This window comes from Corynebacterium sp. ES2730-CONJ (genome assembly GCF_024834055.1).
Taxonomy (GTDB): domain Bacteria; phylum Actinomycetota; class Actinomycetes; order Mycobacteriales; family Mycobacteriaceae; genus Corynebacterium.
In genome coordinates, this window is record NZ_JANUXZ010000003.1 from 156,058 (window position 1) to 167,496 (window position 11,439).

The window sequence follows — 11,439 nt, forward strand, 5'->3', positions numbered from 1 at the left end:
CTAGCCGGCATAGCGCACCTGCCTGCTCCAGGCGTTAGGAAGCGCCGTTTAATGACATCAACAGTCTATGGTTTTTAAGCTGAGTAATTGACTGTCCCGGTGTTTGTGTTCTCCTAACGGGTTCGTGGATGGGTGAGTGGTGTACTATCAACGCGGTTCCTCGTAGACAAGCGGTATCCTCCGCCAATAGATCCCAGTGCGGAGGAATGACGCGTTATTTTAAGTCTTCAGTGCTAGCTGCGGTCAGAGTCCTCAGACCTCCGCTTCCGGCTTTTTAGTATGATTTCACAGAGTGGTTCGAACCTATGCTGCCACGGAGAAGGGCAATGACGGGTACCGTTGGTCATAAACCTAGCTTAAGGAACCACTATGAAAAATCGTGTTCAACCAATTGAACTACCCGATCAAACCGGCAGTACCTGGCTGGTCACCGGCGCCACAAATGGAGTGGGACAAGAAGTGGCACGGGCGGCACGCAAAGCCGGAGCGCGTTTAATTATCACCGCCCGGGATCGTGGTCGCGGCCTGGCGGCACAGAGAGAGCTTGATGCCATCCGCCTCATAAATCTTGATTTAGCTGATCTCGAAAGTATCCGAGCGGCTGCTGCCTCTGTGGATGAGCCTATTGACGTGCTAATCAACTGCGCTGGTGTGGTTACTCCCAAAAGAGAAGAGACTGTCGACGGTTTTGAAATGATGATGGGGACGAATTTTCTCGGCCCCTTCGCGTTTACCAACCTCATCGCTGGGCACGTTAAACGCCGGGTTGTCATCGTGGGCTCGGAAGCCCATCAAAAAGCTCGGCTCGATTTAGGTGATCTGCAATTTACCAACGGGTGGTGGCCTTTAGCCGCCTATAGCCGATCGAAATTGGCGGATATGCTTTGGGGTTTGGAGCTTTCTCGCCGATTGGGCCCCGTTGATATAACTGTAGCTCACCCTGGGTGGGCAATGACCAATCTGCAAAATGCTTTCTCGGCTCCTGTTAACGCCGCGATTACTGCGGTTTCAAGCCTTGTCGCCCAATCTGCGGCTGATGGGGCGCAATCGGTCTTATGGGCAGCCGTCGCAGATATACCCTCGGGGAGCTATGTTGGCCCAGACGGTTTCGGGGCACTGCGAGGTAACCCCACCCTAATCGGACGGGCCGCCCTGGCCTCAGATCCCTATCTATCCCGTAAATTATGGGATAGTGCTGTTGAACTTACAGCTACCGACCTCCCCTCCTAATAGAGAACCGGAGGTCGCGCCGGAATCCCTCGGCCGCGCGGTTTACAATGCGGTGTCGTCGAAGATTTGCAGAGGCTAGACCATATGCGCCAAGCTTTTCGGCTTTTCAGCATAGCCGCATTGCGCTTCTCATTGCCGTGCGGACTGAGGGGAATGTTACTGCTTCGGCCAGCTCTGACCCACGTAAAAAAGGTCGATCTGCGGTGCACTAGACCAGTGGTCACCTCACTGTCGGATGCTGAGAGATGCGTACACGACCGCTCTGAGGCCTTGTTTAGACTGATAATTGTCACCGCACTAGACGGGTCAGGATTCTACTGCTTCGGGGTCTAAGCCGAGCTTATTATATTTAACCAGGTTGAGGCATAGCCCCTTTTAGGTAACCTCGCCGCATAGTGGTCCGTAGCTTCGGCGAATCTGAGCTCCCGCTTGGCCCCTTTGATAACCGGCAGAAGGCCAAGACTTATATCATTGACGGATAGGGGGACTTGTGCACAACTTAAACGCGATCTCTCCTGCCAAACCAGTTACCGGCGTAGAGAGCCGCGAGAACAAATATGGGCTGGAAGAACAGGCGAGCAAGCCGTTTGGCATCGGTGTCGAGTCCGAAAGCATCGATACTGCCGGTGTATTGAGAAAGATTGCCAGTAAAGACCGCGATGAAAAAGACTATGAGCGCGGCGGTTATGGGGCGCCGGTACCGTGGTAAAGCAATGAGCAGAGCGCCAAAACCGATCTCAATAATCCCCGACCCAACAACTACGGGATCTGCTGGAAAAGGTACCCACGGTGGAACCAGAGCTTGAAATTCTTCGCGAGCAAACGTGAGGTGCGCGACGCCGGCGAAAGCCATAAATCCACCCAGGGATAGTCGGGTGAGATGTTGGCCAAATTCTGAGATGTGCATGAACTAATTATAGGCGACAATCCATCCAGGGCTATACCCCTTCGGGGGGTGGTAACCAGACACCTGATAGAATAGCGATATGGAAAATACAACATTCACACTCCCCACGCGTGACGGTCTGTCATTATTTGGGTATATATGGCTTCCCGAAGTGGCCCCAAAGGCGATTGTGCAGATACAGCATGGTCTTGCCGAGCATGCAGGGCGCTACGAGCGATTCGCTCGAGCCCTCACTTCTGAGGGTTATGCGGTCTATGCGGCTGATGCTCGCGGTTCAGGTAAAAGCGCCGCCGGAGAATACGGTGACTTTGGACCGGACGGCTGGTCTGGATGGGTCGACGATGTCTTTCGATTGACTACGTTTATCAAGCAGTCTCACCCCGGACTTCCGCTGATTATCTTCGGGCATTCCATGGGTTCTTTTGCTACCCAGCAATTCCTCCTCGACCATTCTGAGTTAGCGGACGCAGTGATATTAAGCGGTACAACTGATGCTGCCGGGATCGTCTCCGCCCTTACTTCCGGTGGAGAGGCGGATCTTGCGGCCTTTAACGCACCCTTCGAGCACCGCACCGGTTTTGAGTGGCTGTCACGAGATCCCGCCGAGGTTGATGCCTATGTGGCGGACCCGGCGAACGGTTGGTCAGCGCCTCCCCCCAAGGGGATCGAACACCTAGCGGTCGCATCTGAGGTCGAGCGGGTACAGGCTATCAAAAAAACGCTGCCTATCCTCGTCATTAGCGGAGATCACGATCCGGTCGCCGGCCCTCAGGCTCTAGGTCCGCAAGCTGTTGCCGCACGTTATCAGCACGTAGGCCTCAATGATGTCGAGTTGAAACTGTACCCTGAGGCACGCCACGAGATCCTTAATGAAATTAATCGCGACGAAGTCACGGCCGATATTATAGATTTTATCTCTCGCCATAATCTCTAAATTTTTGGGCTAAATTACCCGTGCATTTAGGGAAAGCATCACGTAGACTTAGGGCTTATGCGTACTGTTTACAGAGAGAAAATTCGCAATTTATCCCATGATATGATTCTCATGTGCGATCAGATTAATCATATGATTCGCGCAGCTACACAAGCTCTTGTTCACAACGATCTAGAGAAGGCTCAAGATGTGAAGAGATCCGCAGTGGATCTTGAGCAACTGAGAATCTCTTGTGAGAATACTTCCTTCGAACTACTTGCGAGGGAAGCGCCGGTGGCCCGAGATCTACGCCAGGTGGTCTCGGGCATTTATATCTGCCAAGACTTGGCTCGCATGGGTGCACTGAGTAGCCATATTGCAGGGATCGCGCTAAGAGCTCAGCCTCAAGCGGCCATCGATGAGACTATGGCGCCCTATTTCGAGGAGATAGGGCGGTTGTGCGATGAAATGACCCAGTCCACGCACGAAGTTCTCGTTTCACGTGATGCAGATCGAGCCGTGCAGATGGGGCGTGACGATCAAGCTATTGATGATATCTACGAGAGTATAAATCGAATTATCTCCAGCGGTGATCGAGAGCTCGGACACAGGCAGATAGTAAATATGACTCTACTGAGTCGGTACTACGAGCGCTTCGGAGATCACTGTGTATCGGTGGGTGCACGAATGGTTTATATGGCGACCGGATACAAGCTTGAGGAGTATTTGGATATGCGTGATCTTGATGAGAAAGAAAGGGTATTGCAGGCACGCTTCCGTAATATTGCTAGTACATTTGATGACTAGTTAGAGGATATTTGTAGAAAGTTAAATGCTCTCATTCCGTCATAAGAATGAGAGCAATTATTTATTCGTTTTAACCGAAGCGTCCGGTGATATAATCTTCGGTTTCTTTTTGCGTTGGTTTTTCAAAGAGTTGCTTAGTTTCGCCAACTTCTACTAAACGTCCAGGCTTTCCCGTTGCTTCGAGAGAGAAGAAAGCGGTTTGGTCCGAGACGCGTGCTGCCTGCTGCATATTGTGGGTGACGATCACGATTGTAAACTGCTCTTTAAGCTCATGAATGAGATCCTCAACTGCCAGGGTCGATATAGGGTCGAGGGCGGAGCATGGCTCATCCATGAGCAGCACCTCGGGTTCGACAGCTATGGCGCGCGCGATACACAGGCGCTGTTGTTGCCCACCCGAAAGTCCAGAGCCAGGCTTATCCAGGCGATCTTTGACTTCGTCCCATAGGTTGGCACCTCTGAGTGATTTTTCGGCTACTTCCTTCAAGCGTGCCTTGTTCTTAACCCCTGATAGCCGCAGTCCTGCGACCACATTGTCTTCGATTGACATAGTGGGAAATGGATTCGGTCGCTGGAAAACCATACCAATAGTATTTCGGACTGAGACGGGATCGACCTGAGGGGCGTATATATTCTCGCCGTCAAGAAGCACTTCGCCCGTTACGTAGGCGCCAGGGATGACTTCATGCATCCGGTTCAACGAGCGCAGTACTGTTGACTTACCACAGCCGGAAGGGCCGATAAAAGCGGTAACTGACTGCGGGGGAACATGGAGATTAACATTTTGGACAGCGTGAAAGTCACCGTAAAAAATGTCAACATCTTTGAGATCTAGGCGCTTAGCCATAGAGAGACAACCTTCCTTGAGAAATATAGTGTGTGGCTAAGCCTTGACAGAAAAGCGGCTAGCTATAATGCGTGCAACGATATTGATCGTGGCAATGATGAGAACCAGGGTGAGAGCGGCGCCCCACATATTTTGTACCGACGCTCCCGTGTTACCAGCTCCATATTCGCCCAAAATATAGAGCGGGAGAGAGGATTGAGAAGAACCAAAGGGGTTGTATTTAATGATGCGGGACGCCGCAACCAGGATGAGCATGGGAGCTGATTCGCCCATGACGCGAGCTATAGCAAGCATGACGCCCGTAACAATTCCAGACAATGCAGTTGGGAGAACGATCTTTACAATAGTTTTCCATTTAGGAACTCCGAGAGCATAAGACGCTTCACGCAACTCATTAGGTACTACTCGCAGCATTTCCTCGGTATTGCGAATCACGATGGGCAGCATGAGGAGAACTAAAGCCAGCGATACGGCAAATCCCGAACGGTTCATGCCAAACATCACGACCCACATGGAGTAGATAAACAGGGAAGCAATAATTGATGGCACACCAGAAAGAATGTCCACCATAAAAGTTGTCATCTTGCCCAGTCGCGAATTCCCAGCGTATTCCACGAGGTATATAGCCACAAAAATTCCAAGCGGTACCGTCATAATTGCGGTCACGAGAGCCTGGACTATCGTGCCTATGATGGCGTGGGCTACGCCGCCAGAAGCTGAGCCAAGGGTTACGCCCATTTGGGAGCGAGTCCACCATTGGGTGCTCAGCAGACTTGGGGTACCGCGCACGATGAGTTCGAATAAAACCCACATCAGCGGTATAAGTGCGAGAACCATACTGGTGTATATCACCGTCGTGGCAACCTTATCTGCGAATTTACGGCTGCCTTTGATTTCTGTAAAAACCACCGATGGGGTGGAAGTTGAGGTAGTCATAGTATTCTCAGCACTCCTTAGTACTTCTTCTTGGCAGCCATACGGGCGGCGGTGTTGACCACGAAGGTGAGGACGAACAGCACGAGCCCTGCTGACATATAGGCGCCCGCTTTGAGATTATCGTTGAACTCAGGTGCAGCATTGGCAATTAAGGTGGCGAAGGTAGCTCCACCATCGAAAAGTGAGCCATTGAAATCTGCTGACGGAGACATCACCATATAGAGCGCCATAGTTTCACCCAGCGCTCGCCCAAGGCCGAGCATGGAGCCTGATATAAAGCCCGATTTGCCGAAGGGTAACACTGCTAGCCGCACAGTTTCCCAGCGGGTTGCGCCTAAAGCCAAGGCTGCCTCAATATTCCCTCGCGGCGTTTGTACGAAAACCTCTCGGGTTGTCGCTGCGATCACAGGCAAAATCATAATCGCCAGGACGATGCCGCCGGTGAAAATATTGCGTCCGGTATCAAAGGAGGGCGAGTTGGGATAGACGGCAAATAATGGTATGAAGCTGAGGCGGGTACTAAGACTTTCGTAGAAGGATCCTAGAGCTGGCCCGAGAGCCATAAAACCCCACAGACCGTACACAATGGACGGTACTGCTGCCAAAAGATCTACCAGGAACCCTAAGGGGCGCACTAGACGCTTAGGGGCGTAGGACGTGAGGAATATTGCAATTCCCAGCGCCACAGGCATGGCGAGCAAGAGTGCCACGAGGGACACCATGACGGTGACGAGGAAGAGATTGGGGATCCCAAAGTGCATAGCGCTGACATCGCTGAGATCCCAACGCTGATTGAATAAGAAGAAATTTTCCTCATTACGGGCTAAGGATGGAACAGCCCGCAGCATGAGAAAAATTCCGATGGCAAAAATAGTCAACGAGACCAATATCGAGGAACCGTTGGAGAGGATCTGAAATACGCGGTCGCCAGGTCGGATGACTGAAGATCTTGGGGCTGGCTCGGCAGGATCCTGCTGTGGGGGAGCGATCTGCGCAGCCGAAGTTTTCATCGAGATGGATTTTTCTTGAGTAGAAGTCGAAAGGGGCATAGGTGCTTTCCTTGATATGAACTGATCTGCCCGGTGCGGACACGATAGTCCGCACCGGGAATTCAGTCTGGGGGAACAGCTATTGGATAGCCTCTACGGCAGCTGCGAGCTTGGTCTTGAATTCTCCCTGAACCGGGATATAGCCCGCGTCTTCCAGCGCTTGGCCCTGACCTTGGTCAAGCACGACAGTGAGGAAGTTCTTTACAAGGTCGCGATCGTGTGATTGATCGTCGGGGTATGTGGAGCAGACGATCTCGTAGGTGGTGAGCACCAGCGGATAGGCGCCAGGTTCGTTCATAGCGAAGAGGGTCTTCGCATCGACAACCATATCGTGGCCGTCACCCTTGAACTCCACGGAGTCGAGTGCCTTACCGACAGTGTCCTTGTTGAGTTCTACTGCTCCGGAGCCGAAGTCCATCTTCGCCACTCCCAAGTTTTTGGATTTTGCGTAGCCTGATTCCACATAGGTGATGGCACCTTCGACAGCCGAAACCTCATCAGTTACACCCGAGGACTTATTGGCACCTTGGCCAACTCCTTGCGGGAATTGCTTAGAAGGCTCGTGAGGCCATGCAGCATCCGCGGTGGCGCTTAAGAATTTCATGAAGTTGTCGGAGGTACCAGACTCGTCGGCGCGGAAGACGACCGTAATACCGGTGTCAGGAAGGGCGACGTCTGGGTTAAGTGCAGCAATTTTAGGGTCGTTCCACTTGGTTATGGCTCCATCGAAGATTTCTGCAACTAAGGTAGGCGAAAGTGTTATATCGACTCCTGGAAGGTTGTAGGCAATGGCTACCGGCCCGATGGCCATAGGCAGGTGCCAGGCGTCGTTGCCACCGCAACGGGTGCGAGCTTCTTCAATTTGGTTGATGCCTTTTTTATTGTCTTGGAGTGGCGAATCAGAGCCGGCGAAAGCCACCACGCTAGCCAAGAACTGTTTTTGACCTGCGCCGGACCCCGTCGGGTTGTAGGAGAGAGCGGAACCGGTGGCCTCAAAGAGTGGAGCCCACACACGCATGGCATTGTCCTGTGAAGAGGCGCCCTCGCCTTTGAGCTCCCCTGTGGTTTCGTTAAGACCCTGCACCTGAACTGCATCCTCGCCGCCTGCTCCGCCTTCGGAGCAAGCAGTTAAGCCAAGGCTTGCTGCGAGAGAAGCAGTGGCGATAATAAGAGCCTTGCGGCGTGTAGTAGAGAACAAAACAACCTCCGATAAGAGTGGATGACATTTATGCAACGATGATCGTCGTTCGGGGCTATCGGCTGGGTTTTGTCGATCGGAAAACACGGGTGGACTGCCAGCTCAAGGCAGATATAGACCTTAAGCTGAGACCTAGCTAAGAAAACGTTGGTCTCTTCCAATGGTTAAAACAAACAAAAATTTGATTATCCACTATAAAAGCGGTAGTGTCAGGAGTAGTCAGGATCTTTTAGCAATGCTGGTAGCGACTTAAAGCCCGCGCTATTACTTGGCGGTATAGCGGGAAATGAAAGATAAGTCGCGGACAGGTCTGCGAAAAGGGTCTGAACTTCTGCTGATGCTACTTGTCCTCTAGTGATGTCCAATCGACCTTGGCGGGTGTGATAGCTGAACATCCTCAGGCTAGCACAGCTTAAATCAGCTAAGCCGGGGGTAGAGCCCCTGGCTTTGCTTTGTGCCCGAGTGGAGCTGCTAATCCATATAAGATGCGGTCTCTGTGAGAGGGCTCACTTTAAGAGTTAGCTAAGATTTCCCAACCTTTATTGAGTTGATCCGTACTGCTTAAATATGTGTTGAGCTGTAAATTTCCCCCTTTCGGCTATGTGGCTTGGAAAAGTAGACGGGCTTAGTGGAATAACGAGGCTAAAACAACCAACACTGTAAAATTGTGATATATATTACTTTTTTGAGTGGGGGTGGAAAATTATCTCCTAACCCACCGATTTATAGGTAGCCCCACGAGTGCCCAAGCCTACGCAAGCAGATCTAATACGCCTCGAATGAAGCGTAGTTCCATCAAGAGTGCCGCCGATTCTGGAAAAAGTACTTACACAAGCTCTGCCCCCTTACTCAAGGGTACTTATACGTGCCTCCAAGCCGTGTGTGCAATGGCACGAATTTTCCCTTACCTCCACCAAGTCTTCTTTAAGGGGGCACAACGAAGAGGGAAGCACAATCACATCAGAATTTTCGCACAACCTCATATTTCTATGTCGAACGCCCCGCGCATTGCGGCAGCTCGCTGATCCCGGAAAGCGATACGCGCGGGTGCCAACCGTATGCTGCCAGTGTGAACAGGTGTGCAGGCAATTTCCGGAGTCGGAGAAACGGTCTCTAGTGTGAAACCCCTAGTATGAGAGCCTTTGAGTTAAAACCTCAGGGTGAAAACAAGACCTCCTGCTTCGAGTATGCCCGAATGAAGAGCTATTGCCGGGGAGTGCCCGCGGCCATAACGGGGTGCACTTTAATACCTCGGTATCTTCACTTCGCAGCCTAATAGTCGTGGAGGCAGCCGGTGTCTTTCCTGGAGGTGCCAGCTCATGAAAAAAGTTATGGGAATTGCAGAACAATACGATCACTGACCCGATCTCAGAGAAATCCGCAAAATATATGGTGAGATCCAGACCGGACACAGACTTTTACCCTTGCGCAGTCCATCTGGCTACCCAAGGATTAGTGCCCTCCAGGCGCCCCTCATGGTTCGCGAATGGCTAAAAGCGACCTCATCACATTCCACCAGCTCTTCAGACAATCAAACTCTTCAAAGCTAACAAGATAGTGGAATGGCATATTGTAAAAGACGAAAGATCACAATTAAGGAGACCAATGTTCACTGAGCTACTACACAATCGATCTAGTGTGCGCGCCTTTCGTAACGAGCCAGTTGAGGACAAAGACATTGATATTATCCTCTCCGCAATGAGTAATACCGCGTCGAGCAACTATGGTATGCGCGCCTGTATGATCCGTATCTCCTCACAAGAGTAGAAGAGTGAAATTGCTGCTATGTCCGGTCAAGCTTTTATTGCTCAGTCACCGGAGCTGTGGATTTTTATTGCAGATGATTGCCGCAATCGTGAGATTGCCGAAAGTTTCGATGTAAAAATCCCCCAGGAGCGCCTCGATGTCGGTATTTTCCTCCAAGCTATGACCGATGCTTTACTGATGGCGCAAACCGCAGCGATCGCTATTGAATCGCTTGATATGGGCAGCGTCTTCCTCGGTAGTATTCTCAACGATCCCCGCAAAATTATCGAGATATGTCAGCTTCCCCCTCGAACCATGCCCGTTGTGGGATTGGCGTGGGGCCCATATGATCACCGCGAGGTTAAAAAACCCAAGCTAGGTCCGCAACTAAGGGTGTTCCACGATGCTTATACGCTAGCGGAAGACTATGGAGAACATCTCAGTGCTTTCAACGAGCTGGTCGAGCAGTACTATGCGCAGCGGTCGGGCCCGAGAGTGACGACGACTTTCTTTGAGCATATTACGCACATTTCTAGCACCTACAAACCGCAGCGCAACCAGTATTTTAAGATCGCTGAGGAAAGAGGATTTAGACTGCTATAAGAAAACCCCAGTACTAAGACTGGGGTGAAGAGTTTAGATCCGGATGCCGGCGTGCGGAGCAAACCAGCTAGCCACCGCTGCAAATAATCCAATGACAGCGGAGATAATAGCGACCACTATTCCAATTGTGGAATCTTTTTGGAGCTTGTCGTATTTTTTTTGCAACTGGGAAAGATCTTGGGTGTTTTTGCCGTCGAACTCCTGGCGCAGCTTCTCCAGGTCCGCCTTAGCCTCATTGAGTTTCTGCTGCGCTTGATTGCGATCATTCACAGCATTATTGAAGCGCTCTTGAGCTAGATCGAGATCTCTTTTCGCCCTATTGAGCTTGAGCTCGTTGTCGCGCAGGATGCGGTTGTATTCCGCCGCACTAGGAAGATCGCTCCCGAAGTGGTTTCCCATTACCTCCTTCAACGTCGCTTTTTGGAGCAGCAGGTTATCCGCCGAGGGGAAGTAATGATCGAAACCCTCAGCCTTGGTGCGCTGCGGAATCTGTTGATTAAAGTCGGCGCGGTGAATAATCGACATCACTGCGGGAGCGCCACTGGCACTCACTAAGTTAAAAGCACCTACTGCTTGGCCTACATAGCCTTTCCCTGGTACCCACGCTGGACCACCCGAGTCGCCGCCTTTGGTACCAAGATCGGCAGCGTAGGCTAAGTGATCGTCAATATGTAGCACTTTGCTGCAGAAAACATGGTCGAAAGTCGTGGCTCCAAATCGACAAATGTCGTCGCCCACGCTCGGTTGGTAATAGCGATCACCAGAGAATTTATTGCTTCCTGGAGTCACCTTATCGGAGAGATCAATATAGGCAATATCGTGGAAGAAGTAGTCGGCAGTTAATTTTCTTCGTTCGAGTTCGGACACCCGCGGATCGATCGTTGGATCCACGTCGTAGGGATGTTTTATCACGCCAATTTCGGTTCCAGTTGACGTGAAAACGAAAGAGTTATCTCTGGCGCAGTGACCTGCAGTCCAGATTCGCCGATTCTCTCTATCAACGAAGCCAACCGTGCAGGTGAATGTGGAGGGTCCCTCCTGGAGTTTAATGGCATCGCCCTGATTGATGATGGGCTTCGAGGCGGACACTTCTTGGGTGTGAGCAATTCCGGTGCTGAGCAGGGAGAAAGAGACAACAACTGATGCCAGTGCTCGAGAAAATCGCATGGAGGATACTTCCTTAAGGGACGAAAGATAAAGCGC

At 51.4% G+C, this 11,439-nt stretch carries 11 protein-coding genes; 5 read left to right on the forward strand and 6 right to left on the reverse strand.

Annotation, left to right across the window (positions count from 1 at the left end; genetic code table 11):
- Positions 1 to 369: 369 nt before the first annotated feature.
- Positions 370 to 1,230 (forward strand): SDR family NAD(P)-dependent oxidoreductase, encoded by an 861-nt coding sequence (locus tag NXS13_RS04790; protein ID WP_259078174.1) that lies wholly within the window; start codon positions 370 to 372, stop codon positions 1,228 to 1,230.
- A 499-nt stretch (positions 1,231 to 1,729) separates the two neighbouring features.
- Here NXS13_RS04790 and NXS13_RS04795 read toward each other — a convergent pair whose 3' ends face one another.
- Complete coding sequence (locus tag NXS13_RS04795) at positions 1,730 to 2,137, reverse strand: hypothetical protein (RefSeq protein ID WP_259289441.1); 408 nt, start codon at positions 2,135 to 2,137, stop codon at positions 1,730 to 1,732.
- A gap of 79 nt (positions 2,138 to 2,216) precedes the next feature.
- Here NXS13_RS04795 and NXS13_RS04800 point away from each other — a divergent pair, with 79 nt between their 5' ends.
- Both NXS13_RS04800 and phoU read left to right on the forward strand, forming a co-directional pair.
- Positions 2,217 to 3,071 carry an alpha/beta hydrolase gene (locus NXS13_RS04800; protein ID WP_259078170.1) on the forward strand — a complete coding sequence of 285 codons (855 nt, stop codon included), beginning with the start codon at positions 2,217 to 2,219 and terminating at the stop codon, positions 3,069 to 3,071.
- 57 nt (positions 3,072 to 3,128) lie between these two features.
- Entirely contained in the window at positions 3,129 to 3,857 is a 729-nt protein-coding gene (gene phoU / locus NXS13_RS04805) for a phosphate signaling complex protein PhoU (protein ID WP_259289442.1), read from the forward strand.
- Between the two features lie 70 nt (positions 3,858 to 3,927).
- On the opposite strand, the gene pstB is transcribed toward phoU, so the two are convergent.
- The 4 genes from pstB to pstS form a co-directional block, all read right to left on the reverse strand.
- The gene (gene pstB / locus NXS13_RS04810) at positions 3,928 to 4,704 is read right to left on the reverse strand and encodes a phosphate ABC transporter ATP-binding protein PstB (protein ID WP_259078166.1); all 777 of its coding nucleotides are present in this window, start codon (positions 4,702 to 4,704) and stop codon (positions 3,928 to 3,930) included.
- Positions 4,705 to 4,740: 36 nt separating this feature from the next.
- Entirely contained in the window at positions 4,741 to 5,640 is a 900-nt protein-coding gene (pstA, locus tag NXS13_RS04815; protein WP_259078165.1) for a phosphate ABC transporter permease PstA, read from the reverse strand.
- A 17-nt stretch (positions 5,641 to 5,657) separates the two neighbouring features.
- Positions 5,658 to 6,650, reverse strand: coding sequence for a phosphate ABC transporter permease subunit PstC (gene pstC, locus NXS13_RS04820; protein ID WP_259078446.1), 993 nt, complete (start codon positions 6,648 to 6,650; stop codon positions 5,658 to 5,660).
- 118 nt (positions 6,651 to 6,768) lie between these two features.
- A complete protein-coding gene (gene pstS / locus NXS13_RS04825; protein WP_259078164.1) occupies positions 6,769 to 7,887 on the reverse strand; it encodes a phosphate ABC transporter substrate-binding protein PstS in 1,119 nt (372 codons plus the stop codon).
- A 1,605-nt stretch (positions 7,888 to 9,492) separates the two neighbouring features.
- Between pstS and NXS13_RS04830 the strand changes: the two genes are divergently transcribed.
- Together NXS13_RS04830 and NXS13_RS04835 are read left to right on the forward strand one after the other, a co-directional pair.
- On the forward strand, positions 9,493 to 9,654 hold the full coding sequence (locus tag NXS13_RS04830; RefSeq protein ID WP_259078160.1) for a hypothetical protein: 162 nt from the start codon (positions 9,493 to 9,495) through the stop codon (positions 9,652 to 9,654).
- An 18-nt stretch (positions 9,655 to 9,672) separates the two neighbouring features.
- Entirely contained in the window at positions 9,673 to 10,236 is a 564-nt protein-coding gene (locus tag NXS13_RS04835) for a hypothetical protein (RefSeq protein WP_259078159.1), read from the forward strand.
- A 33-nt stretch (positions 10,237 to 10,269) separates the two neighbouring features.
- On the opposite strand, the gene NXS13_RS04840 is transcribed toward NXS13_RS04835, so the two are convergent.
- Positions 10,270 to 11,403, reverse strand: coding sequence for a hypothetical protein (locus NXS13_RS04840; protein ID WP_259078156.1), 1,134 nt, complete (start codon positions 11,401 to 11,403; stop codon positions 10,270 to 10,272).
- Positions 11,404 to 11,439: the final 36 nt, after the last annotated feature.